At 65.4% G+C, this 21,245-nt stretch carries 19 protein-coding genes; 11 read left to right on the top strand and 8 right to left on the bottom strand.

Annotation, left to right across the window (positions count from 1 at the left end):
• Positions 1–167: 167 nt before the first annotated feature.
• From YU9_RS0104525 to YU9_RS0104510, 4 genes are read right to left on the bottom strand one after another with little or no spacing between them, the layout of a single operon-like run.
• The gene (locus YU9_RS0104525) at positions 168–1,370 is read right to left on the bottom strand and encodes an ABC transporter substrate-binding protein (protein ID WP_027571695.1); all 1,203 of its coding nucleotides are present in this window, start codon (positions 1,368–1,370) and stop codon (positions 168–170) included.
• A 28-nt stretch (positions 1,371–1,398) separates the two neighbouring features.
• The gene (locus YU9_RS0104520) at positions 1,399–1,983 is read right to left on the bottom strand and encodes an amino acid synthesis family protein (protein ID WP_024338309.1); all 585 of its coding nucleotides are present in this window, start codon (positions 1,981–1,983) and stop codon (positions 1,399–1,401) included.
• Between the two features lie 15 nt (positions 1,984–1,998).
• Positions 1,999–2,895 (bottom strand): UPF0280 family protein, encoded by an 897-nt coding sequence (locus YU9_RS0104515; RefSeq protein ID WP_027571694.1) that lies wholly within the window; start codon positions 2,893–2,895, stop codon positions 1,999–2,001.
• Positions 2,892–4,349, bottom strand: a complete 1,458-nt coding sequence (locus YU9_RS0104510) for a hypothetical protein (RefSeq protein WP_027571693.1) — start codon at positions 4,347–4,349, stop codon at positions 2,892–2,894. The genes YU9_RS0104515 and YU9_RS0104510 overlap by 4 nt, the downstream gene beginning before the upstream one ends.
• Before the next feature lie 248 nt (positions 4,350–4,597).
• On the opposite strand from YU9_RS0104510, the gene YU9_RS0104505 reads away from it, so the two are divergent.
• Together YU9_RS0104505 and YU9_RS0104500 are read left to right on the top strand one after the other, a co-directional pair.
• Positions 4,598–5,080, top strand: coding sequence for a (2Fe-2S)-binding protein (locus YU9_RS0104505; RefSeq protein ID WP_027571692.1), 483 nt, complete (start codon positions 4,598–4,600; stop codon positions 5,078–5,080).
• Positions 5,080–8,601 carry a molybdopterin cofactor-binding domain-containing protein gene (locus YU9_RS0104500; RefSeq protein ID WP_027571691.1) on the top strand — a complete coding sequence of 1,174 codons (3,522 nt, stop codon included), beginning with the start codon at positions 5,080–5,082 and terminating at the stop codon, positions 8,599–8,601. Before YU9_RS0104505 ends, YU9_RS0104500 begins: the two co-directional genes overlap by 1 nt.
• A gap of 1 nt (position 8,602) precedes the next feature.
• On the opposite strand, the gene YU9_RS0104495 is transcribed toward YU9_RS0104500, so the two are convergent.
• The gene (locus YU9_RS0104495) at positions 8,603–9,571 is read right to left on the bottom strand and encodes a catechol 2,3-dioxygenase (protein WP_027571690.1); all 969 of its coding nucleotides are present in this window, start codon (positions 9,569–9,571) and stop codon (positions 8,603–8,605) included.
• A 424-nt stretch (positions 9,572–9,995) separates the two neighbouring features.
• On the opposite strand from YU9_RS0104495, the gene YU9_RS0104490 reads away from it, so the two are divergent.
• The 3 genes from YU9_RS0104490 to YU9_RS0104480 all read left to right on the top strand — a co-directional run bounded on the left by YU9_RS0104490 (position 9,996) and on the right by YU9_RS0104480 (position 13,044).
• Positions 9,996–11,735 (top strand): ATP-binding protein, encoded by a 1,740-nt coding sequence (locus tag YU9_RS0104490; RefSeq protein WP_027571689.1) that lies wholly within the window; start codon positions 9,996–9,998, stop codon positions 11,733–11,735.
• Positions 11,736–11,954: 219 nt separating this feature from the next.
• Entirely contained in the window at positions 11,955–12,536 is a 582-nt protein-coding gene (locus YU9_RS0104485) for a peroxidase-related enzyme (RefSeq protein WP_027571688.1), read from the top strand.
• Positions 12,537–12,546: 10 nt separating this feature from the next.
• On the top strand, positions 12,547–13,044 hold the full coding sequence (locus YU9_RS0104480) for an MgtC/SapB family protein (RefSeq protein WP_027571687.1): 498 nt from the start codon (positions 12,547–12,549) through the stop codon (positions 13,042–13,044).
• A 171-nt stretch (positions 13,045–13,215) separates the two neighbouring features.
• Here the strand turns inward: YU9_RS0104480 and YU9_RS48870 are convergent, their stop codons facing one another.
• A complete protein-coding gene (locus YU9_RS48870) occupies positions 13,216–13,359 on the bottom strand; it encodes a hypothetical protein (RefSeq protein WP_198028207.1) in 144 nt (47 codons plus the stop codon).
• A 136-nt stretch (positions 13,360–13,495) separates the two neighbouring features.
• Entirely contained in the window at positions 13,496–14,119 is a 624-nt protein-coding gene (locus tag YU9_RS0104470; protein ID WP_027571686.1) for a ParB-like protein, read from the bottom strand.
• Between the two features lie 332 nt (positions 14,120–14,451).
• Here YU9_RS0104470 and YU9_RS0104465 point away from each other — a divergent pair, with 332 nt between their 5' ends.
• The 6 genes from YU9_RS0104465 (at position 14,452) to YU9_RS0104440 (ending at position 19,236) form a co-directional block, all read left to right on the top strand.
• Positions 14,452–14,793, top strand: a complete 342-nt coding sequence (locus YU9_RS0104465; protein ID WP_027571685.1) for a hypothetical protein — start codon at positions 14,452–14,454, stop codon at positions 14,791–14,793.
• Positions 14,794–15,025: 232 nt separating this feature from the next.
• Complete coding sequence (locus YU9_RS0104460) at positions 15,026–15,313, top strand: acyl carrier protein (RefSeq protein WP_007592476.1); 288 nt, start codon at positions 15,026–15,028, stop codon at positions 15,311–15,313.
• Between the two features lie 10 nt (positions 15,314–15,323).
• The gene (locus YU9_RS0104455) at positions 15,324–15,794 is read left to right on the top strand and encodes a 3-hydroxyacyl-ACP dehydratase FabZ family protein (RefSeq protein WP_027571684.1); all 471 of its coding nucleotides are present in this window, start codon (positions 15,324–15,326) and stop codon (positions 15,792–15,794) included.
• Positions 15,791–16,996 carry a beta-ketoacyl-ACP synthase gene (locus YU9_RS0104450; protein ID WP_027571683.1) on the top strand — a complete coding sequence of 402 codons (1,206 nt, stop codon included), beginning with the start codon at positions 15,791–15,793 and terminating at the stop codon, positions 16,994–16,996. The genes YU9_RS0104455 and YU9_RS0104450 overlap by 4 nt, the downstream gene beginning before the upstream one ends.
• A gap of 21 nt (positions 16,997–17,017) precedes the next feature.
• The gene (locus YU9_RS0104445) at positions 17,018–18,295 is read left to right on the top strand and encodes a beta-ketoacyl-ACP synthase (protein WP_027571682.1); all 1,278 of its coding nucleotides are present in this window, start codon (positions 17,018–17,020) and stop codon (positions 18,293–18,295) included.
• A gap of 8 nt (positions 18,296–18,303) precedes the next feature.
• Positions 18,304–19,236, top strand: a complete 933-nt coding sequence (locus tag YU9_RS0104440; RefSeq protein ID WP_027571681.1) for a lipid A biosynthesis lauroyl acyltransferase — start codon at positions 18,304–18,306, stop codon at positions 19,234–19,236.
• Between the two features lie 178 nt (positions 19,237–19,414).
• Here YU9_RS0104440 and YU9_RS0104435 read toward each other — a convergent pair whose 3' ends face one another.
• A complete protein-coding gene (locus tag YU9_RS0104435; protein WP_245266302.1) occupies positions 19,415–21,148 on the bottom strand; it encodes a winged helix-turn-helix domain-containing protein in 1,734 nt (577 codons plus the stop codon).
• Between the last annotated feature and the right edge of the window lie 97 nt (positions 21,149–21,245).

Here is a 21,245-nt window from a genome sequence, read left to right as displayed (position 1 = left end):
TCCGGGTTGGTGTTGCGTGCCGCAGCACGCGGGTCTTGGTTCACCTCTCCCCGCTTGCGGGGAGAGGGAGCTTCGTAGGGCGGGTTAGCCCGGCGACTGCGCGGAGCGCAGTTCGCCCGGCGTAACCCACCATTTCTCGTGACGGCAGCGGAGTTCGAAACGACGCTTTAGTCCTTCGGACGCAGCTTCTCGACTTCGGCATCGCTCGGCAGATAGTCCGCACCCTTCTTGTAGGACGAGTCCACCATCACGCCCTTGCCGTCCTTCAACGCAGTCTTGCCGACAAAGGCACCGAGCGTCGACTGATGGTCGATCTTACGGAAGGTGATCTCGCCGAACGGCGACGGCATGGAGAGCCCTTCCGCCGCAACAATCAGCTTCTCCGGATCGGTCGAGCCGGCCTTCGCGAGAATGGCGGCCGCCGACTTGATGGTCTGGTAGCCGACGATCGAGCCGAGGCGCGGATAGTCGTTGTACTTGGCCTGGTAGGCCTTCAGGAACGCATCATGCTCGGGCGTCTTGATCGAGTACCAGGGATAGCCGGTGACGATCCAGCCCTCCGGCGTCTCGTCCTTGAGCGGATCGAGATATTCGGGCTCGCCGGTCAGGAAGGAGACAACCTCGCGCCCCTTGAACAGGCCGCGGGTGTTGCCTTCGCGCACGAGCTTGACGAGGTCGGCACCGAAGGTGACGTTGAGGATCGCTTCCGGGTTGGCGGCGGCAACCGCCTGCACCACCGGGCCGGCGTCGATCTTGCCCTGCGGCGGCCATTGCTCGTCCACCCACTGGATGTCCGGGCGCTTCTCCGACATCAGCTTCTTGAACACCGCGACGGCCGACTGGCCATATTCATAGTTCGGCGCGATCGTCGCCCAGCGTTTCGCTGGCAGCTTGCTGGCGGCTTCCACCAGCATCGCCGCCTGCATGTAGTTGGAAGGACGCAGGCGGAAGGTGTACTTGTTGCCCTTGGACCAGGTGATGGCGTCCGTCAGCGGCTCGGCAGCCAGGAAGAACACCTTCTTCTGGTTGGCGAAGTCCGAGACCGCAAGACCGATGTTCGACAGGAACGTGCCAGCGAGCATCGCGACGCCCTCGCTCGAGACGAGCTCGTTGGCGGCGGTCTGCGCGTCGGCCGGCTTGCCGCCGTCGTCCTTGGAGACGACGACGAGCTTCTTGCCGTTGATGCCGCCGGCCGCATTGATCTCTTCGACCGCGAGCTGCCAGCCCTTGCGATAGGGCTCGGTGAAGGCCGGCAGCAGCGAATAGCTGTTGATCTCGCCGATCTTGATGTCCTGCGCCAGGGCCGAATGAGCCATGCCGCCCGCCAGAAGCGCGAAGGCCGCGCCGACGATAGTATTTCTTGCTCGCATCCCAACCTCCAGTTTTAACTCTCTTGCTCTATCTCAGACCGTCTTCGCCCTTGATCTCCGCGACCGTCAGCCCGCCCACGCGCGGCAGCGGACGGCCGCTGTCGGTAACGGCGACCGCCACCATGATCTCGTTGGCGCGCGGCGCGTCGTTGATCTGCACTTCCATGCCGTCGAAATGACTGCGCACGAAGGCCGCGTCCTTGTGCCCGAGCGGAATGTCCAGCGTCGTGCCCGGACCGCTCCGCTTCTTCGACGAGGGGATCAGCGCCGCGCCTTTGCCCAGAACTTTACGCACCGGCGCGCCCATCTTGGGATGGAGGATCGCGGCGGCGTGCTCCAGCTCGCCGTTCTCGCCGACGGCCGCGGCCTTGCCGTAGCTCTGCGCCTTGGCGCCATCGATGCCGAGCGCGGCCACCGCGCGCTTCGACAAGAGTTCGCCGAGCTCCTCGCCGATCGCGATCAGCGGCGAGAGATCCTCGACATATTTCCCGGCAAAAGGATTCTCGATCACGGCGATCGCCGCGGCGCGCCGCGTCGGCGGCGAGACCTGGCGGCCCATCTCCATCTGCGTCTCTTCGACGACCGTGACGATCTTGCGGATGATCGCGCTCATGTTTCGCTTCCCTGTTCAGGCACCAACCGCGTTCTCCAGCACGAGCGGGCGCGTTCGTTGCCCTTCTATATCCTTGGGTCCTATGACAAGCATATCACCACAAAGCCGCAGCACGGCACCCTCGATCAATCCGCGATCGAACAATCGCCGTGCACATTCCGCGCCAGATTCCAGCGCGGCCGCGATCTCATTGTGAGACAACTCGCCGACATCGCAGGTCACGAGGCGCGCGCCGAGATCGCTGTCGGGCTGAATCTCGTTCGCACGCTTGCGGATGATGGCGGGATGCCCGGGCAGATCGACGGCATTGGCGATCACGGTCGCGGCCGCATCGGCCTGCGAAGCAGTTGCCGCCAGCACAGTTACAGCATCGGCGATCCCAAGCGAAAAGCTGCGGCCGTGCCGTCCGCTCGTCGCAATGCCGCGTACCGGATCGTTCGCATCGACCCTCATGGTCCGCATCACACCGCCGCGGTCCGGCCGGTCCATCAGGCCAACGGCAAAATGCTCACCGGCGCCGAGATGCAGCGCGATGTCGCCGCCATTGTTGACGTAGGCCCGATCCAGCGTCGCAGCGTCCAGCATCGCACCCAGGATCTCCTCCGCCCCGCTGCCGGCAACGGCCGCCATCGGCGTGATGAAGCAATCAGCGGCATAGGGCGCCACCGCGGCGTGCATGCGACGCGCCACGACGCCCTTCAGCGACGTCCGCCCCTCAGCGGCCGATCGCAATTCCGGCAGTTCGGCGCAAAGCTCGTCGAGTAATCCGGTGAACCGCAGCGCCGCGGCCTCATAGGCCGCCCGCACCGCGTCCGCGCGCCCCCTGGCCTCCACGATCAGATCAATCGGTCCATCCTGCAAATGCAGCCGCCGGCCATCAGACAGCAATGCGATTTGCGGGAGCCGTGTCATGCCCGCGGCCCCGGAATCGGGTTCTGCCAGGGCAGCTGCCGGACATCGTCACCGTTCTGCACTTCCGAAAGCGGCTTCACGTAATCCATGTGACCGCCGAGCGCGGCATAGTCGGACAGCTTCATCGTGAACTCGATCGGCGCAACCAGCGCCGGCGTCGGCACATAGCCGAACGCGCCCGAAGGCATCTGCGTCACATCGACCATGTAGGTGATGCCGCCGCCGGGCCAGACATAGACCGGCGCGCCGCCGCTGGTGACGCGCGTCAGCGCGTCCTTCACCGAGCGCGTCAGCCGCACCGGATTGTCGGTGACGCCCGCGCGCAGCGAGCCGCCGGCACCCGCCATGAACAGCACCGTGCACAGCGCCGGCTCGCAATTTTCCTGGATGCGTTCGACCGAGAATTTCAAATCGGCCGGCATTTCAGTCTCGACCGGCTTCAAGGACTCGTCGAGCACGTAATAGGACGAATGCTCGCCGGTGGTGGACACCATCAGCATGGTCAGCCCGGGCTTTGCTTCCTTGGGATCGAACGGGCCGAGGATCGACAAGGGATCGGAGATGTTGGTGCCGCCCCAGCCCGTGCCGGGATCGGCGACCTGAAAATAGCGGCCGGGCGTCGAGCGACGGCCCTTCATCTTGATGCCGGTGTCGGCAATGTCGAGCAGCTTGCCCGCCTGATGCTCGCTGAGCACGCCGGTGATGTGGTCGTCGACCACGACGACCTCGTCCACCTTGCCGTGCCACTGCTTGGCGAACATGCCGATCGTCGCCGAGCCGCAGCCGACGCGCATGCGCTCTTCCTTGACGCCGTTGACGATCGGCGGCTGGCCCGCCTGCACGACCACCGTGGCGCCGCCGTCGATGGTGAGCTCCACCGCCTTGCAATTGGCGAGGTCCATCAGCGTGTCGCAGGTGACGCGGCCCTCTTTCTTGGAGCCGCCGGTGAGATGATGCACGCCGCCGAGCGACAGCATCTGCGAGCCGTACTCGCTGGTGGTGACGTGGCCGACCGCCTCGCCTTGCGCGCGCACGGTCGCGGTCTCCGGGCCGAGATAGCGGTCGGTGTCGATCTTCACCTTGATGCCGCAATAGGAGAAGATGCCCTCGGTGACCACGGTCACCATGTCGATGCCGTCGACCTCCGCGGAGACGATGAACGGCGCAGGCTTGTAGTCGGGGTAGGTCGTACCCGCGCCGATCGCCGTTACAAAGGTTGAAGGCTCGTGGACGATCTTGCCGTCCCAATCTTCCGTGCGGCTGAACGGAACGAGCTTGCCGCCATGCGAGACCGTGCGCTCCAGAATTACATGCGGATCGACGCGGACGAGCTTGCCGTCATGGTTGGCGTAGCGGTCACAGGCGCCCGCCGCGCCCGGCTTGATGTAGCACATCACCGGACAAGCATCGCAGCGGATCTTGTCAGTGACGGCGCTCGTCGTTTCAGTCACCATGTCGGTTATCATTCGTATACGAACGATGTTGCGCGCGGTCCCCCGGGGCTGTCAAGCGGCGGTGCAGCGCAAAAGATGCCGCTGCCGCATAAAACCTCATTTGCCTATCAGCTCTGTCCACAAAGAAGGCAATCACGCTGCAGTGCGGCATGCACGGCTTGCACGTTTGTGTACAAACGGTATCGTCGCGGCATCGAATTCTTGCGATTGCATAGTCTTGGCATTGGTCTCCGGGCTTGGGAACGAGGATGACGCAGACACCGATCCGCCTCACCGTGAACGGCAGGATCCACGAGGTCACAGCAGAGCGCGAGACGCCGCTGCTCTACGTGCTGCGCAACGACCTTGCGCTCAATGGCCCGAAATATGGTTGCGGCCTCGGTGAATGCGGCACCTGTACTGTCCTGATCGACGGCGCGGCCGCGCGCTCCTGTGCGATTCCGATCGGCGGCTGCGCCGGCCGCGACATCGTGACGCTCGAAGGCCTCGGTACCCGCGACAAGCCCGACGTCGTGCAGCAGGCCTTCATCGACGAGCAGGCCGCGCAATGCGGCTACTGTCTCAACGGCATGATCATGACCACCAAGGCGCTGCTCGCGATCAATCCGCGGCCGACCGAGCAGGAGGCGCTGGCAGCGCTGCGCTACAATCTTTGCCGCTGCGGTACGCATGTCGAGATCCTGCGCGCGGTCATGCGCGCATCGGGCCAGCTCACCGGGGCCGCGGATTGATGGCCTCCCCTGTTTCGAACGGAGCTGAGAGGCCTTCGGGTTCGCTCATCGTCGCCCGCAGCGTGGACGAGATCACATCCGAGACCTTCGTCCGCATCACCGCGGACGGTTCGGTCACCGCCTATAACGGCCACGTCGATCTCGGCACCGGCATTCGCACCGCACTCGGCCAGATCGTCGCCGAGGAGCTCGACGTCTCCTTTGCCCGCGTCGTGGTCGTGCTCGGCGACACCGCCGTGGTCCCGAACCAGGGCGCGACGATCGCCAGCGAAACCATCCAGATCACCGCCGTTCCCCTGCGCAAGGCCGCCGCGCAAGCACGGCAGTTTTTGATCGCACGTGCGGCCGAACGGCTGGAGCTGCCGGCCAGCGAGCTCACCATCGAAGACGGTCTCGTGCGCGGGCACAACCGCGGCGTCAGCTACGGCGAGCTGATCGGCGGCGAAGAGATCCGACTCGAGCTTGCCGATGATGTCACTGTGAAGCCCGTCGGCGATTACGCCATCGTCGGCCAGTCGGTGCCACGCGTCGACATGCCGGCCAAGGCCACGGGCGAATTGATCTTCGTGCACGACATCCGCGTGCCCGGCATGCTGCATGGTCGTGTGGTGCGTCCGCCCTATGCCGGCGTCGATGCCGGGCCGTTCGTCGGCACCAGCCTCATTGCGGTGGACGAGTCCTCGGTGCGCAACATCCCCGGCCTGGTGGCCGTCGTCCGCATCGGCGATTTCGTCGGTGTCGTCGCCGAGCGCGAGGAGAATGCGATCCGCGCGGCGGAACAGCTCAAGGTGAGCTGGAAGCCGACACCGACATTGACTGATCTCGCCAATGTCGAGACCGCGCTGCGCGCCAATCCCTCGACGCCGCGCACGCTGATCGACAAGGGCGACGTCGATGCGGCGATATCAGGCGCGGCCACGCCGATGCGGCGCACTTACGTCTGGCCGTATCAGATGCACGCCTCGATCGGCCCTTCATGCGCGGTTGCGGATTTCCAGGACGGCAATATCCGTGTCTGGTCCGGCACGCAGAATCCGCACGTGCTGCGCAGCGATCTGGCGCTGCTGATCGAGCGCGCCGAGAGCGAGATCGAGGTGATCCGGCTGGAGGCCGCCGGTTGCTACGGCCGCAACTGCGCCGACGACGTCACCGCCGACGCGCTGCTGCTGTCGCGCGCCGTCGGCCGGCCCGTGCGCGTGCAGTTGACGCGCGAGCAGGAGCACGCCTGGGAGCCCAAGGGCACCGCGCAGCTCATCGACGTCAATGGTGGCCTCGATGCCAACGGCGGCATCGCAGCTTACGATCTCGCCACGCGCTATCCCTCGAATGCGGCACCGACGCTGGCGTTGCTGCTGACCGGCCGCATCTCGCCCGATCCCGCCGTGCTCCAGATGGGTGACCGCACCGCGATCCCGCCTTACGATTACGACCACATGCGCGTCGTCGCGCATGACATGGCGCCGATCGTGCGCGCCTCCTGGTTCCGCGGCGTCTCGGCGCTGCCGAATACCTTTGCGCATGAATCCTATGTCGACGAGGCCGCGACCGAAGCCGGCGTCGATCCCATCGAATATCGCCTGCGCTATTTAAAAGACCCGCGCGCGATCGATCTCGTCAACGCGGTCGCCGAGCGTGCGGGCTGGACGCCGCGGCCGGTCCGCGAGGAGAAGGACGGCGAGGTCGTGCACGGGCGCGGCTTTGCCTACGCGCTCTATGTCCACAGCAAGTTTCCCGGCTATGGCGCGGCCTGGTCGGCCTGGGTCGCCGACGTCGCGGTGAACAAGACGACCGGCGACGTCAGCGTCACCCGCGTCGTCGCGGGCCAGGACTCCGGGTTGATGATCAACCCGGACGGGGTGCGCCACCAGATCCAAGGCAACGTCATCCAGTCCACCAGCCGGGCGCTGATGGAGGAGGTCTCGTTCGAGCGCGGCACGGTGGCAGCGCGCGATTGGGGCGCCTATCCGATCATCCCCTTCCCCGACGTGCCCAAGATCGACGTGCTGATGCTGCCGCGCCGGGATCAGCCGCCGCTCGGCGTCGGCGAGTCCGCTTCGGTGCCGAGCGCGGCGGCGATTGCGAATGCGATCTTCGATGCCACCGGTGTCCGCTTCCGCGAGCCGCCGTTTACGCCCGAGCGCATCCTCAAGGGGCTGCACGGCGAGGCACCGGCGACACCACAGGCCCTGCCCGCACCCGCTACGCCGCCACCGTCACGCATCTGGACAAATCCGTTCGCCAAACGGGCCGGCATCTTCGCGGCGATTGCGGCGGTCTGCACGGCTGCAGTCGGGATCGGCGCCGCTCTCTTGCCCGGGCGTGCCATCGCGCCGATCGCGCGGCCCGATGCATCGGTCTATTCCGCGGCGACAATCGCGCGTGGTCAGCAGCTGGCGGCGCTTGGCAATTGTGCGGAGTGCCATACCAATATTGGCGGCGTGCATAACGCCGGCGGCCGCGCGCTGGAGACGCCGTTTGGCATCATTCACAGCACCAACATCACACCAGATGTCGAGACCGGTATCGGCGCCTGGTCCTATCCCGCCTTCGAGCGCGCCATGCGCAACGGATTGCATCGCGACGGGCGGCAACTCTACCCTGCCTTCCCCTACACGCATTTTGCGAGGACCAGCGACGCCGACATGCAGGCGCTCTACGCCTACCTGATGGCCCAGCCTGCGGTGCGCGTGACGACACCCGCCAACACGCTCGCCTTCCCGTTCAATCTCCGTCCGCTGCTGGCGGGCTGGAACGCCCTGTTCCACCAGGCGCGCGAGTTCAAGCCAGATCCCGCCAAGTCCGAGCCTTGGAATCGCGGCGCTTATCTGGTCGAGAGCCTCGGTCATTGCAGCGCCTGCCATTCGCCGCGCAACGCGCTCGGCGCCGAGCAGCGCGAGGCCTATCTCACCGGCGGCTTCGCCGAAGGCTGGGAAGCGCCGGCGCTGAGCTCGCTCTCGCACGCGCCGATCCCGTGGAGCGAGGATGAGCTCTACGCCTATTTGCGCACCGGCCATTCACGCTATCACGGCGTCGCCGCCGGCCCGATGGCGCCGATCGTCAGGGATCTCAAGACCCTGTCCGATGAGGATATCCGTGCGATGGCGGTCTATCTCAGCTCGTTCAACGACAGTGCAACCGAGACGCCGGACACGCTTGCGGTGCGGCTAGAAAGCGCGACCCAGGTCACCGTCGCCTCCTCCACAGGCGCGCGCCTCTATCAGGGCGCCTGCGCCGTCTGCCATGAGGTCGGCGGCCTGCCGCTGTTCGGCAGCCGCCCCTCGCTCGCGCTCAACAGCAACCTGCACAGCACGAAGCCGGACAATCTCGTGCAGGTGATCCTGCACGGCATTCCTGAACCGGTCTCCAGCGATCTCGGCTACATGCCGGCGTTCAGGAACAGCATGAGCGACGCACAGGTCGAGGAGCTCGTCACCTTCCTGCGCCGGCAGTTCGCGCCCGACAAACCGGCATGGACCGGCGTGCGCGAGACGATCGCGCGGGCGCGGGCGGCCGCGCACTAAATCAACCGTGCTTCTTCACCTCCACCGGCGGCGTGCCGTGGGTGTGGAAGGACTCGATCGTCTTCAACCCCCAGGCTTGGCCTTTCTTGCGCTCCTCCTCGGTCCACACGATCGGCTTCCAGTCGGGCGCGAGGATGAGGCGCGCGCCGGCATTGGCGACTTCGACGCGGTTGCCGCCGGGCTCGTAGACGTAGAGGAAGAAAGTCTGCTGGATCGCGTGCTTGTGCGGGCCGGTCTCGATATGCACGCCATTCTCCAGGAAGATGTCGGCGGCGCGAAGGATCTCCTCGCGGCTGTCGAGCGCGTAGGTGACGTGGTGGAAGCGGCCCGGCACGCCGGAATGGTCGAGCGAATAGGCGAAGTCGTAGCTTTTATTCGACATGGTCAGCCACATCGCAGCCTCGCGGCCATCATTGAGCACGATTTGCTCGGTGAGACGGCAGCCGAGATAGTTCTCGAAGAATTCGCGGTTGGCTTTGATGTCGACCGCAAGGCAGTTGAGATGGTCGAGCCGGCGGACATTGACGCCGCGCGCGGGAAAGCGCTGCGCCTGGTTCTTCAGCGCTGGCCTCAGCTCCGGCGGCGCCTGATACCATTCGGTCTCGTAATAGAGCTCGACGATGTGGCCATCGGGGTCACGGCAGCGGAAGGTCGGCCCCTGCCCCATGTCACCATCGATCCAGCCGATGTCGAAACCGGAGCCCTTGAGCGCCGCGACCCGACGCTCCAGCGCCTGCTGACTGCGCGCGCGCAGCGCCATGTGGCCCATGCCCGATGTCTTCGACGCCGTGAGCTTGAGCGAATAGCGCTCGTAATCGTCCCAGCCGCGCAAATAGACCGACTCGCCCTTCTGTCCGCTCACGGTCATGCCCATCACATCGACGAAGAATTTCAGGCTCTCGTCCGGCTTGGGCGTCAGCAGCTCCATGTGGCCGAGATGAGCGAGATCGAGGATCGGTTCGGGCTGCATGAATTTCCTCCAGGGACGTGGCTGGGATCCGCCTCACCGGACGGCGCGATTGGACGCTGGGAAACGACGCGATCCGCACGCCGCCGATGATTTCATTTGCACCAATGTACAAATGATTAGGTCCAGTCAACAAATCAACCGCCACGCCTCGTGCAGCTAGCAGCCCTGCCGGTCCGGCGAGTGCTCCGGACGGACGGCAGCCTGCCCGAATGGTAAAATCTTCCTTAAGCGCGCCTCGGACTCATTGGCCTGGAAAAGCAGCATATTCCGTCGATTTCCGGCCCCAAGTATGCATCCGGAACAAGCCCGCGGGCCGAATTATCGCGGATTTAACGGAGCGGGCGCGCCCGGCGTTTAACCGTTTGTGTAGCGACGGCCGCGCATAGTCAGGGCAAATCCCTTGCTCTTGCCAGGTTCATCAATCGTGACATCCTTTGGACGCGTGATTTCGGTTCGCGGATCGCTCGCCCGGGTCGGGCTTCTGGCGGAAAGCCGGATGCCGATCTCGGAGGTGCGGGCGACCGTCGGCCGTTTCGTCAGCATTCGCTGTGCCAGCTCGGTCATCGTTGCGATGATCACCGAGGTCTCCTGCGAGAATCTGTCGAGCTCCGACAACTACATCGCCATCGCCTCAGTCGACCTGCTCGGCGAGATCCTCAACGCTGCGGACAAGGCTAAATTCCAGCGCGGCGTCACCAATTATCCGACCATCGGCGATGCCGTCGACCTGATCACGAGCCAGGAGCTGCGCACGATCTATGCGCCGACCGGGTCGGACCAGATCAATGTCGGCTTCCTCCAGCAGGACCGCTCCGTCATCGCCTATGTCGACGTGGAGGAAATGCTGTCCAAGCATTTTGCGGTGCTGGGGTCGACCGGCGTCGGTAAATCGACCGGCGTCTCGCTCCTGCTCAACGAGATCCTGAAGGCGCGGCCGAACCTGCGCATCTTCCTGCTCGACGTGCACAACGAATATGGCCGCTGCTTCGGCGACCGCGCGCTGGTGCTCAATCCGCGGAACCTGAAGCTGCCGTTCTGGCTGTTCAACTTCGAGGAAATCGTCGACGTGCTGTTCGGCGGTCGCGCCGGCGTGCCGGAGGAGCTCGACATTCTCGCCGAGGTAATCCCACTCGCCAAGGGCGTCTACACCCAGTACCAGAACGCCGACCGCATCGGCCTCAAGCGCATCGATCCCAAGCAGATCGGCTACACGGTCGACACGCCGGTGCCTTATCGCCTGGTCGACCTGCTGTCGCTGATCGACGAGCGCATGGGCAAGCTCGAGAACCGTTCCTCGCGCATCATCTATCACAAGCTGATCTCGCGCATCGAGGCCGTGCGAAACGACCCGCGCTACGCCTTCATGTTCGACAACGCCAATGTCGGCGGCGACACCATGGCCGAGGTGATCAGCCATCTGTTCCGCCTGCCCGCCAACGGCAAGCCGATGACGGTGATGCAGCTCGCCGGCTTCCCGGCCGAGGTCATCGATTCCGTTGTGTCGGTGCTGTGCCGTATGGCCTTCGATTTCGGCCTGTGGAGCGACGGCGTCTCGCCGCTGCTGTTCGTCTGCGAGGAAGCGCATCGCTATGCCTCCGCCGACCGCAACATCGGCTTCGGCCCGACCCGCAAGGCGGTGTCGCGCATCGCCAAGGAAGGGCGCAAATACGGCGTCTATCTCGGCCTCATCACCCAGCGCCCGGCCGAGCTCGACGCCACCATCATCTCCCAGTGCAACACGCTGTTCACGATGCGCCTTGCCAACGACCGCGACCAGGCGCTGCTGCGCGCTGCAGTGTCGGACGCCGCCGCGAACCTGCTCTCCTTCGTGCCCTCGCTCGGCACCCGCGAGGTGCTGGCGTTCGGCGAAGGCGTCGCACTGCCGACGCGGCTGCGTTTCAAGGAGGTGCCGCCGCACCAATTGCCGCGCGGCGAGGCCACCATCTCAAGCGTGCCGTCGGTCACCTCCGGCCACGACATGCATTTCGTCGGCGCCGTTCTGGAGCGCTGGCGCGGCGCCACATCGCAGCGCGACGTGCCGAACGATCCCGTGTTCTCGGCTCCGCCGGCGAAGATGATGTCCAGCGTCGAAGCCCCGATGCTGCAACCCTCGATGGGACTCGATCCGGACCGCTTCTCGCTGTTGAAGAAGCCGCTGCGGTAAGGACTCTCGTGTCCCGGATGCGCTGCAGCGTGAAACGCTGCTGCGCAGAGCCGGGACCCACGCTGCGACCACCGCCCTCAAGTAAACCTGGGCCCCGGCTCAGCAGCGCACCGCCGAAGAGGCGCTGCGCTGCGTCCGGAGCACGAGAACCTTGCGACGCCTCTGGAGCGTCTCGCCCGCATCGACTATGGTTGCCGGCCCAAGCCGGAATCCACGCCCATGACAAAAACCGCCGCGCAACGCTTCCCCGCCCCCGCCCTCGACACGCTGCCCGACGACATCCGCACGCGGCTTCTCACCGTGCAGGAGAAGAGCGGCTTTGTGCCGAACGTGTTCTTGACGCTGGCCTATCGACCCGACGAGTTCCGCGCCTTCTTCGCCTATCACGATGCGCTGATGGAGAAGGACGGCGGGCTGACCAAGGCCGAGCGCGAGATGATCGTGGTGGCGACTTCGGCGGCGAACCAGTGCCAGTATTGCGTGATCGCGCATGGCGCGATCCTGCGCATCCGCGCCAAGAACCCGCTCATCGCCGACCAGATCGCGGTGAACTACCGCAAGGCCGACATCACGCCGCGGCAGAGGGCGATGCTCGACTTCGCGATGAAGGTCTCGGCTGACGCGCAGCGGATTTCCGAGGACGATTTCGCCGCGCTTAGCCCCCACGGCTTCAGCGACGACGACATCTGGGACATCGCCGCGATCGCGGCCTTCTTCGCGCTGTCGAACCGGTTGGCGAATTTCACCGGCATGCGCCCGAACGAGGAGTTCTACCTGATGGGACGATTGCCGAAGACGTGACGGGCAAGACATGACCGAGCTCGACTGGCCCGAAATCCTGCTCCGTCTCGGCAGCGCCACGCTCGCCGGCGGCGCGATCGGTCTTAATCGCGATCTGCAAGGTAAGCCGATCGGCCTGAAGACGCTGGGCATTGTCGGGCTCTCTACCGCGGCCGTCGTGCTGCTCGCTGTCGAGTTCGCCGAGCCCGGCAGAATCAACGATGCGGCGAGCCGGGTGATCCAGGGTATCCTGACCGGGATCGGCTTTCTCGGTGCCGGCGTCATTGTCCACGAGAGCCGAGGTTTTCGCGTGAGCGGCCTGACCAGCGCGGCCTGCACGTTCCTTGCCGCTTGCCTCGGCATTGTCTGCGGCGTCGGACAATGGAAGATCGTCGCGGCCTCGCTGGCGCTCGCCTTCATTCTGCTGACGGTCGGCCGCCGCGTCGAGCGTTGGCTTCACCGCATGCTTGGTGGCAAGCAGGAGCCACATGAAGCGGCCTCACAGCAGAGGCCTGAACGCAGAGCCTAGGCGGGTCCGGCTGACCTCGCGCTCCCCGTGCCGCTCACGTCTTTCGCCGCAGGCTCAGAGACTCCCGGCGAGCAGGACGGCAGTCACGAGGGGGATGGCGACGAAGGTCTGGATGATCCCGAAGTGATCGCGCGACCGATGGGTTGCGTGCGGCTGCGAAGCACACGTCCGCTAGCGCTTTGCCATCAACTCGAGCGCCGGGGCAAAGCGCTCGGCAAATGTCAATGTCTTGGCATGGTGAACTGCCGCAAACGATGCGGAGATCCCTGCTGAGGCGACGGCGAGCAAGGCAACGGCAAAAACCAGACGGCGCATTCCGGCCTCCTGTGTGAGCTCGATACCCAAGACATGGGACGGCCCTGTTTCAGGACCACTTCACCGAGACGGAAAATGATTTCGCTCAAGAGACCGTGATGTGGTGCGGTTGGTGGTGCCGCAGGTCGCCACCGCCCTAATCATCGTCGGCCGGGCCGCACCAGCCGGGCAGATAGATCGCAGCCTTGCTTCTGGCCGCGGCCATCGCCTTCTCGAGCGCCTTGTCGAAATCGGCTTCAACTGCCTTGCGCGAGACCTGTCGGCGCAGGAAGTCGGCCCACAGGAATTCGGAGAACGGCGTGGTGTCTTTGGCAAAGCCGCCCGTGCGGCGCAACTCGCCGGCGAGGCTGCGGAACGGATCGTCCTTGAGGTCCGCAACCGATTTCGGCAGGTCGCGGAACGACCGCCGCTCGCCTTTGGCGTCGTAAGGATAGACCCAGCGCTTGTTGTCCATGACGCCCCAGAACGCCTCGCGATCGACCATCCTGAGGTCGCCGACGATGGTCACCAACACCTCCTTGACCCCTTCATCGTGCAGCGCGCGGCCGAGATGATGATGGTCGATCACGTAGTAGCGCGCGTCGGGGCCGCAGACGACGGGGATCATGTGCTTGCCGAGCAGGTCGGCCTGCTTCTTCTTGTCGTGCTCGCGCCAGCGCCTGCGCTTCTCCTTGACCTCGCGCATGCCCACCGTCATCTGCGTCGGCCGGAGCGACAGGATCGAGACAGGATGCACTCGCGGCTCGCGCGTATTGGTCATGATCGAAAGGTCCTCACATGGTTGCAGCTGATGGTCCGGGTTCTCGCGACTATGCCATGGGCCCTGCGGGGACAAAATCCGTTCGGAAAGGACGCTGAGATCACAAGTCGATAGCGATGGGACGAAGGGACGAACTCCGTGGCTGTTGTCGTGCCTGTCGTTGTAGCGCAACCTGCGCGCTCACAGCTCGATCGCCGGTTCCCGATCGCTCGATCCGCGTCCGCGCGCAAATAGCGCGAACGCACAAATGCACGTGGGCATTGTGAAGATTTTCTGCAACGCGCTCCTCACGTATGCTATCTAAATCGCTGCTTCGGAGTGATCCCCGCCCCATGAACAACCAGCGGCCCATAAGCTCTGATGACGAGCACCGGGTGCTCCAGTTCAGGCCGCGCACCCCGCCTTCCCCGGCGGTCCAGCGCGGCAGCGCCACCGTGCAACCGCTGCGCGTCGCACCCGGGCGGCTGGACCTGTCGCGCTACGAGCAGCCCCGCGCCGAACCCGACAATTTCCGCCAGCGCATGCTTGCCAACATCGCGGCGCTCGCCTTCACCATCGCGCTGACCGCGATCGGGATCTGGCTCGCGGTCAGCATCGCCGACCTGCGCCGGACCCAGGATTGCGTGCTGATGGGCCGCCGCGACTGCGTCAAGATCACGACGCCGCATATTTAGGACCGGCCCGGCGCTGGCTTCTCGGCGGAAGGTCCCAGCGGGCATCCCCAACCCTGTGCCTCGCTGTCCCCCTGGGCCTGCCCGGCTCCATTGAACTCAGGGCGGCGCTCCGATATACGGGCTTTCGACCCGGCCAGAGGGGGTTTGAGGGCGTCATCAGGGGCGCGATGCCCGCCCACCGTGCCACTCTGGACAATCTGACAAATATCCGCAATATATCAAAGGCTTAGTGATGTCTTCCACATTCGATCAGGTCGCCACGATCATCGCTGAAACCTGCGACATCCCGCGCGACACGATCACGCCGGATAGCCATGCCATCGATGACCTCGGCATCGACAGCCTCGATTTCCTTGATATCGCGTTCGCGATCGACAAGCAGTTCGGCATCAAGCTGCCGCTGGAAAAGTGGACTCAAGAGGTCAACGACGGCAAGGCGACCACCGAGCAGTATTTCGTGCTGAAGAACCTGTGCGCCCGTATCGACGAACTGGTTGCGGCCAAGGGCGCGAGCGCCTAAGGGCGCAGTCATGCAACTCGAATACTTCCACATGATCGATCGCATCGTCGACCTCAAGGTCGACGAGAAGACGATCGTCGTCGAAGCGCAGGTCCCAAAGGAGAGCACCATCTTCGAGGGGCACTTCCCGGGCTATCCTTTGATGCCCGGCGTGCTCCTGATCGAATCGATGGCGCAGGCCTCGGGCTGGCTTCAGCTCGGCGTGTTCAAGTTCGAACGCATGCCGATCCTCGCCGCCGTGAAGGAAGCCAAGGTCCGCGGCTCGGTCTTTCCCGGTGATCTCATGAGCATCGAGGCGAGCCTCACCCACGAAGGCTCCGGCTACGCCATGACCGAGGCCAAGATCAGGGTCGGCGGCAAGCTGCGCGCGAATTCGGCGCTCACCTTCACGCTGATCCCCTTCCCCAATGCGGATATGCGCTCTCACATGGACGCGATCGCCAAGCGCGTCGGATTTCCGCAACAGGCCGTATCGCCATGACTGACACTCCCGCTTCGAAGCCGGGCCAGACCGAAGTCTGGATCACCGGCATTGGGTTAGCCACCTCGCTCGGCGAGGGCCTGGACGCCAACTGGGCCGCGCTTCAGGAGAAGCGCATCAATGTCGACGAGAAGGGCTTTGCACCCTACATCGTGCATCCCTTGATGCCTGTTGCCTTCGACAACCAGATCCCGAAGAAAGGCGACCAGCGCCAGATGGAGGCCTGGCAGCGCATCGGCACCTATGCCGCCGGCCTTGCGCTCGATTCCGCCGGCATCAAGGGCAACAAGGACATCCTGTCGAAGATCGACATGGTGGTCGCCGCCGGCGGCGGCGAGCGCGATCTCAACGTCGACAGCGGCGTGCTGACGGCCGAGGCCAAGGGCGCCAACGCGCCCGGTTTCCTCAACGAGAGGTTGATGAGCGATCTCCGGCCGACGTTGTTCCTGGCCCAGCTCTCCAACCTGCTCGCCGGCAACATCGCCATCGTGCACGGCGTAGGGGGCACTTCGCGCACCTTCATGGGCGAAGAGGTCGCGGGCGCCGATGCCGCCCGCATTGCGCTTGCGCGCATCGCCTCGGGCGAGAGCGACATCGCGCTGGTCGGCGGTTCGCACAATGGCGAGCGCAAGGACTTGCTCGTCCTCTATGAATTCGGCGACTTCAACCTCAAGGATAAGTTCGCTCCCGTGTGGGCCCGGAAGGACCACGCCGGCTTCGCGCTCGGCTCGGCCGGCGCCTTCCTGGTGCTGGAATCGAAGGCGCATGCGGAAGCGCGCGGCGCAAAGCCGTTCGCAAAATTGTCGAGCGTCGTCGCAGACCTCGCCAAACGCAAGCGACCCGGCGACATGGCCGCGACACTGGAGAAGCTGTGGGCCAAGCTGCCGAAGCGCGACGGCAAGGGCGCCATCATCACCGGAGCGACCGGTGCGGAGCCCGCGACCTCGGAAGAGCACGACTTCCTGAAGCGCCATGCCGACTTTCCGGTGCGCTCGACCGGCACGGTGTTTGGCCACGCCATGGAGACGCAATTTCCGCTCGGAATTGCGCTCGCTGCGCTGTCGATCTCGCGTGGTGCTCTGTTCCCGCCGAACGATTCGACCGGGACCGAGATTGAAATGCAGGGCGCGCCTACCCAGATCGTGGTGGTGGGAGCCGGACACTGGCGCGGCGAAGGCATGGCGCTGGTCGAGGCGGTTTAGTTAGCTCAAGCGGGGATCGACATGACTGCACCACGCGACAAACTCGGGCGTCCCGTCGTCGTCGTCACCGGCATGGGCATCATGACCTCGCTCGGTGCCGGCAAGGCCGACAATTGGGCGAAGCTCGTCGCCGGCGAATCCGGCATCCGCACCATCACGCGCTTTCCGATCGACGGCCTCAAGACCACGATGGCCGGCACGGTCGATTTCGTCAGCGTCGATCCCTTCTCCTCCACCGCCCTGTCCGAACGGATGGCCGAGCTGGTGACGCAGGAAGCGCTGGAGCAGGCCGGCATCGGCGCCAAAGCCGATTTCCCGGGCCCCCTTTTCCTTGCGGTTGCGCCGGTCGAGGTCGAATGGCCGCAGCGTCGCGAACTCGGTCGCGATGTCGGCCAACTCGACATCACCTATGACGATTTGCTGCGCATTTCCGGCGGCGGCAAGTACAGCGCCTACCATCATCGCTTCATGTTCGGCTCGGTTGCCGCGTATCTCGCCGAGACGTTCGGCACCAAGGGCTCCCCGATCTCGCTGTCGACGGCGTGCGCGTCCGGAGCCACCTCGATCCAGCTCGGCGTCGAGGCGATCCGCCGCGGCGAGACGGATGCTGCGCTGTGCGTCGCGACCGACGGCACCGTGAACCCGGAAGCGCTGGTGCGCTTCTCTCTGCTCTCGGCGCTGTCGACCCAGAACGAGCCGCCGCAGGCGGCCTCCCGCCCCTTCTCCAAGAACCGCGATGGCTTTGTGATGGCCGAAGGCGCCGGCGCCCTGGTGCTCGAAAGCTATGAGGCGGCGACTGCGCGCGGCGCAAGGATCCTCGGCGTGATCGCCGGCTGCGGCGAGCTCACCGACTCCTTCCATCGCACCCGCTCCTCGCCCGACGGCAAGCCGATCATCGGCTGCATGAACAAGACGCTGGCCGATGCCGGCATGACCCCGGACCAGATCGACCACATCAACGCGCACGGCACCTCGACACCCGAAAACGACAAGATGGAGTTCAACACGACATCGGCCGTGTTCGGCGAGCTCGCGCAGAAGATTCCGGTCACCTCCAACAAGTCGATGGTCGGCCACACCATCTCGGCCGCCGGCGCGGTGGAGGCGATCTTCTCGCTGCTCACGCTTGAGCATCAGCGCATTCCGCCGACGATCAACTACGACAATCCGGATCCCACGATCCTGTTCGACGTCGTCGGCAACAAGGCGCGCGATGCCCGCGTGACCGCGGTGATGTCGAACTCGTTCGGCTTCGGCGGCCAGAACGCCTCGCTGATCCTGACCCGCGAACCGGCCTGACCGGACGCATGAGGCTGCTGACTGCGAGCACGAAGGCCCGCGCGCGGGAGGCTGCCAAATCGCTCGGCGGAAGCCTGATCGGCGCCGCGACCGTCGCGATGCTGCGCACCACGCGCTATTTCGATCCGGTCAAGACTTCGGACTTTTTCGCGCGCGCCGTAAAGCTGATCGGCCCGCGCCTGCGCGAGCACCGCATCGGCCGCGCCAATCTCACCGCCGCCTTTCCGGAGAAATCGCCGGAGGAAATCGAACAGATCCTGATGGGCGTCTGGGACAATCTCGGCCGCGTCGGCGCCGAGTTCGCCCATATCGACCACGTCTGGGACTACGATCGCGACCATCCGGAGAAGAGCCGGATCGAGATTCCCCCGCGCAGCATCGAGCTGTTCGACCAGATCCGCGACGACGGCAAGCCGGCGCTGATCTTCGCCGCGCATCTGGCCAATTGGGAATTGCCGGCGCTCGCCGCCGTCGCGCATGAACTGGATACCGCGATTCTCTATCGCCGCCCGAACATTGCGTCCGCCGACCGCATCATCCAGGAGATGCGCCAGGTCAACATGGGCACGCTGATCCCTGCGGGGCGCGACGCTCCCTTACGGCTCGCGCAGGCCCTGAAGGACGGCAAGCACGTCGCCATGCTGATCGACCAGTATCTGACCGCCGGCGTCGAGGTCACCTTCTTCGGCCGCAAGACCCGCGCCAACCCGATGCTGGCGCGCCTCTTGCGCCAGATCGAATGCCCGATCCACGGCGTCCGCATCATCCGCCTGCCCGGCGGCCGCTTTCGCGGCGAGCTCACCGAAGAGATCCAGCCGGTGCGCGACGCCGACGGCAAGATCGACATCCAGGGCACGACCCAGGCGATCACGAGTGTGGTGGAGGGCTGGGTGCGCGAGCATCCCGAGCAGTGGCTGTGGCTGCACCGGCGGTGGCGGTAGGTTCGCCGTCATTGCGAGCGAGGCGATGCGACCGCGCTTCCTCACGCGGTGTCATCGCCCGGCTTGACCGGGCGATCCAGTATTCCGAGGCGGTTGTAGTTGAGCCGAGAAGCTGCGGAGTACTGGATGCCCCGCCTTCGCGGGGCATGACAGCAAGAGTTACAAACAACTCCCGCCCTCACTTCTCCGGCAATCCCGCATCCACCTCGGCCTGAACGACGCGATCCCAGGCTGCGATACAGACCGGACTTGCGTTCTTCATCGGCGGCGAGACGTTGAGCCTGGTCGTGCCAGGCCGCAGTCTCAGGCCCTCCGCCATCGCCGCGCTCGCCTCCTCGCGCCGGCCCGCTCGCTGATAGGCGGCGGCGAGCAGAAAGTGCGAGCGGCCGGTGCCCGGCGTGACGGCGATCGAGCGTTGCAGCCACGGCAAGCCCTCCTCGAAGCGCCCCATCATGGCATAGGTCATGCCGGCGCCGAGCAGCCAGGTCCAGCGCGAGGCCGGCGGCGTGTCGTAACGGTCGGCCTGCTGGAATGTCGCGAGCGCATCGTCGAAGCGGCCGAGATAGATCTGCCCGAGACCGATCAGATAGAGCGCGGACCCGTTCCACGGATCGAAGCTCAAGGCCCTGGCGCAGGTGACGAGACTTTCCACGAAATGATTGGTCGCGCTGAGGAAGCGGCAATGCGCCTCGAGCACCGGAATCGCATTCGGCTTGACGCGCAGCGCCTGCTCGAGCGTCGCATTGGCCTTCGCCTCGACGGTCACAGCCTCCTCCGGGCTGAACCAGACCATCTGGATGCCGCGCAGCTGGAGCGACGCGAGCGCCACCGCGAGGTCGACATTCCGGGGATCGTCGTCCAGCGCCTTTTGCAGCATGGCCTGCGCCGCGCCAAAGCGCTCGCGCGTGGTCTGGTTGATCGAGGCGAGCGCCTGCTCGACGGCGACCTTGTCGCCGCCGGCGGATGATGTCCGGCTTGCGGCCGGCGAGGCGCTGGGCTCCAGCAGCTCGTTGAGGCGGCGCGCCAGCACGTGCCCCACGCCGGCGACGAGGCGCGACTGCTGAAGCTGCGCATCGACCTCGTCGGCACCGACCGAAGCCGTCGCGACCGATTGAACCTCGCCGCTGCCGGTCCTGATGATGCGGGCCCGCAAGGTCCAGGACTGATCGCCACGCTGGAGCTCGCCGCGCACTTCGTAATCGGGCGATGCGACCGGCTGGGCGACGCTCTCGACCCCCGTCGCCGCGCGCGGCGCGACCACGCTGATGTTCTGGATCCTGGCAAAGCCGTCCGTAAGGCGGCCGGTGACCTCCGCCGCCATGGCCGCACCGCGCGGGTCGTTGCCGGCATCAACGATCGGCATCACGGCGATCCGCGGCGGCGTGCGCTTGAACAGGAAGTCGGGCTTCAGCACCGGTGCGGCAACCGCAAGCCCGATGATGACGACGCAGAACGCGGTCACCGCGCCGATCATGGCCGGGCTGCGCAGGCGGAAGACGGCGCGCGGGGCCGGCGGATACGTCGGGACCGCCTCGGCCTCCGCCGGGACCTCCGCGGCGACAGCCGGCAGCTCGGCCTGAGCCAGGTCGACCTCCGCTTCAGCCTGAACCCCAGCCGTCAGCGAATAGCCGCCGCCGGAGGCGAGCTTGATCATCTGCCGCCGCTCGTCGCCGAGCGCGGTGCGAAGCTCGCGGATGCATTGAAACAGGCTGTCCTCGCCGACATGGACGTTCGGCCAGACCGCCTCCATCAGCTCCTGCTTGCTCAGCACCCGGCCGCCGCTGCTCGCGAACAGCCGGAGCATCTCGAAAGTCTTGGGCCGGAGCTTGATCGGCGTGCCATCGGCCCCACGCAGCTCCGCGCGCTGCTGGTCCAGCTCGAAGCCGGCGAAACGAAGCAAATGATCCCCCAAAGCGTCTCCCAAGGCGGCTGATATAGCGGAAGTCTGCCGAAATTGCCCGAAAATCGGGTCTGAAACGCAAATATCAGAAACTTTCAGAAAGTAGCCA

The organism is Bradyrhizobium sp. WSM1743, assembly GCF_000473065.1.
Taxonomy (GTDB): Bacteria; Pseudomonadota; Alphaproteobacteria; order Rhizobiales; family Xanthobacteraceae; genus Bradyrhizobium.
The sequence above is the reverse complement of the archived record's forward strand: the minus strand, read 5'-3'. Positions and strand labels throughout refer to the sequence as shown.

Excerpts from the sequence above, each read along its gene's own strand:
- YU9_RS0104465 (WP_027571685.1), top strand. The coding sequence starts at position 14,452 with ATGAACAACCAGCGGCCCATAAGCTCTGATGACGAGCACCGGGTGCTC.
- YU9_RS0104450 (WP_027571683.1), top strand. The coding sequence starts at position 15,791 with ATGACTGACACTCCCGCTTCGAAGCCGGGCCAGACCGAAGTCTGGATC.
- YU9_RS0104460 (WP_007592476.1), top strand. The coding sequence starts at position 15,026 with ATGTCTTCCACATTCGATCAGGTCGCCACGATCATCGCTGAAACCTGC.
- YU9_RS0104500 (WP_027571691.1), top strand. The coding sequence starts at position 5,080 with ATGGCCTCCCCTGTTTCGAACGGAGCTGAGAGGCCTTCGGGTTCGCTC.
- YU9_RS0104520 (WP_024338309.1), bottom strand. The coding sequence starts at position 1,983 with ATGAGCGCGATCATCCGCAAGATCGTCACGGTCGTCGAAGAGACGCAG.
- YU9_RS0104455 (WP_027571684.1), top strand. The coding sequence starts at position 15,324 with ATGCAACTCGAATACTTCCACATGATCGATCGCATCGTCGACCTCAAG.
- YU9_RS0104485 (WP_027571688.1), top strand. The coding sequence starts at position 11,955 with ATGACAAAAACCGCCGCGCAACGCTTCCCCGCCCCCGCCCTCGACACG.
- YU9_RS0104505 (WP_027571692.1), top strand. The coding sequence starts at position 4,598 with ATGACGCAGACACCGATCCGCCTCACCGTGAACGGCAGGATCCACGAG.
- YU9_RS0104515 (WP_027571694.1), bottom strand. The coding sequence starts at position 2,895 with ATGACACGGCTCCCGCAAATCGCATTGCTGTCTGATGGCCGGCGGCTG.
- YU9_RS0104445 (WP_027571682.1), top strand. The coding sequence starts at position 17,018 with ATGACTGCACCACGCGACAAACTCGGGCGTCCCGTCGTCGTCGTCACC.
- YU9_RS0104440 (WP_027571681.1), top strand. The coding sequence starts at position 18,304 with ATGAGGCTGCTGACTGCGAGCACGAAGGCCCGCGCGCGGGAGGCTGCC.
- YU9_RS0104480 (WP_027571687.1), top strand. The coding sequence starts at position 12,547 with ATGACCGAGCTCGACTGGCCCGAAATCCTGCTCCGTCTCGGCAGCGCC.
- YU9_RS0104510 (WP_027571693.1), bottom strand. The coding sequence starts at position 4,349 with ATGGTGACTGAAACGACGAGCGCCGTCACTGACAAGATCCGCTGCGAT.
- YU9_RS0104470 (WP_027571686.1), bottom strand. The coding sequence starts at position 14,119 with ATGACCAATACGCGCGAGCCGCGAGTGCATCCTGTCTCGATCCTGTCG.
- YU9_RS48870 (WP_198028207.1), bottom strand. The coding sequence starts at position 13,359 with ATGCGCCGTCTGGTTTTTGCCGTTGCCTTGCTCGCCGTCGCCTCAGCA.
- YU9_RS0104495 (WP_027571690.1), bottom strand. The coding sequence starts at position 9,571 with ATGCAGCCCGAACCGATCCTCGATCTCGCTCATCTCGGCCACATGGAG.
- YU9_RS0104525 (WP_027571695.1), bottom strand. The coding sequence starts at position 1,370 with ATGCGAGCAAGAAATACTATCGTCGGCGCGGCCTTCGCGCTTCTGGCG.